At 62.0% G+C, this 1,201-nt stretch carries 1 protein-coding gene; it reads left to right on the top strand.

Annotated features, from left to right (window positions below; all coding sequences use genetic code 11):
* Positions 1 to 129 precede the first annotated feature (129 nt).
* Positions 130 to 1,026: a peptidoglycan DD-metalloendopeptidase family protein gene (locus F8N12_RS27540; protein WP_150583002.1), complete on the top strand. Its 897-nt coding sequence runs from the start codon at positions 130 to 132 to the stop codon at positions 1,024 to 1,026.
* Positions 1,027 to 1,201: the final 175 nt, after the last annotated feature.

The following is a 1,201-nucleotide window of genomic DNA, read 5'->3' as shown; positions in this document are numbered from 1 at the left end:
GCTTGCTCGCGATGGGGTCATTAAATTCACCACGCATCTGTTGAACTGCCCATTTTGAAACTACCTACCCCCCAGCCCCCTCGCACCTGCTAGGCTCCAACCCAAGTCTCACTCGACAGATACCTGCCCATGCTCGCGCGCCTGTTGTTGTTCTGTGGTCTGTTCGTGGCCTGCACGTCGGCCGTGGCGATGACCATCTACAAGTCCAAAGATGCCAATGGCGTGGTCTCCTACAGCGACCGTCCCACGAAAGGCTCCAAAGTGTTCGTCTTCCGTGATCGCATGGACGAAAACCTGGAGCGGCAGGTGTACCTCGACATCCAGAAACAGAAGGGCACGGACAGCGTGTTCGTGCGCAACGACCTGTACGCGCCGGTCGAGATCGAATTGAGTTTCTCGGGTCTGAAAAACGTCAGCGGCGCGCCGAGCCGACCGATTCGGCGGGTCATGCCCGCGCGTAGCAGGATCCGTCTGGCGCTGCTCACGCCCAAACAGTCCGGTCGACCGCTCGTGTATGTCCCGAAGTTCGAATATTCCCTGGGTGACCCCTCAGGCGCCGCCATGGCCTACCGATACCCGCTGCCGTGGCGTGGCGGACCGTTTCGCCTGAGTCAGGGCGCCAATGGCCAGTACAGCCACTACGGCCCGAAAAACCGCTTCGCCATGGACATCGCCATGCCCGAAGGCACGCCGATCATCGCGGCGCGCGGTGGCATCGTAGTGAAAACCGAGAATAAACAGACCGGCCGCGGCACTGACCCGTCGGGCAATTTCGTGCGAGTACTGCACGATGATGGGACGATGGGCGTCTACCTGCACCTGCAACGGGGGTCGGTGAGCGTTAGGGAGGGGCAGCGAGTGTCAGTGGGCAGTGCCTTGGCGCTGTCAGGCAACACCGGCAACAGCAGCGGCCCGCACCTGCATTTCGTGGTGCAGCGCAATACCGGCCTTGGCCTGGTATCGATCCCCTATCAGTTCGCTCAACCGATGGGCAGTCTGCCCAACTTCGCGCTGGGCAAACAATAAGGCCAAGCGGATACCTGTGGTGAGGCGGCTTGCTGTGCAAGGAGGCTTGCCTGTGGCGAAGGGGCTTGCCTGTGGCAAGGGGGCTTGCCTGTGGCGAGGGGGCTTGTCTGTGGCGAGGGGGCTTGCCTGTGGCAAGGGGGCTTGTCTGTGGCGAGGGGGCTTGCCTGTGGCAAGG

The organism is Pseudomonas fluorescens (assembly GCF_902497625.1).
Classification (GTDB): Bacteria; Pseudomonadota; Gammaproteobacteria; order Pseudomonadales; family Pseudomonadaceae; genus Aquipseudomonas; species Aquipseudomonas fluorescens_BQ.
Note: the sequence above shows the minus strand (reverse complement) of the source record. Positions and strands in the feature narration are given on the sequence as shown.

What these genes read in the sequence shown, in the direction of transcription:
- F8N12_RS27540 (WP_150583002.1), top strand. Translation starts at nt 130, where the DNA reads ATGCTCGCGCGCCTGTTGTTGTTCTGTGGTCTGTTCGTGGCCTGCACG.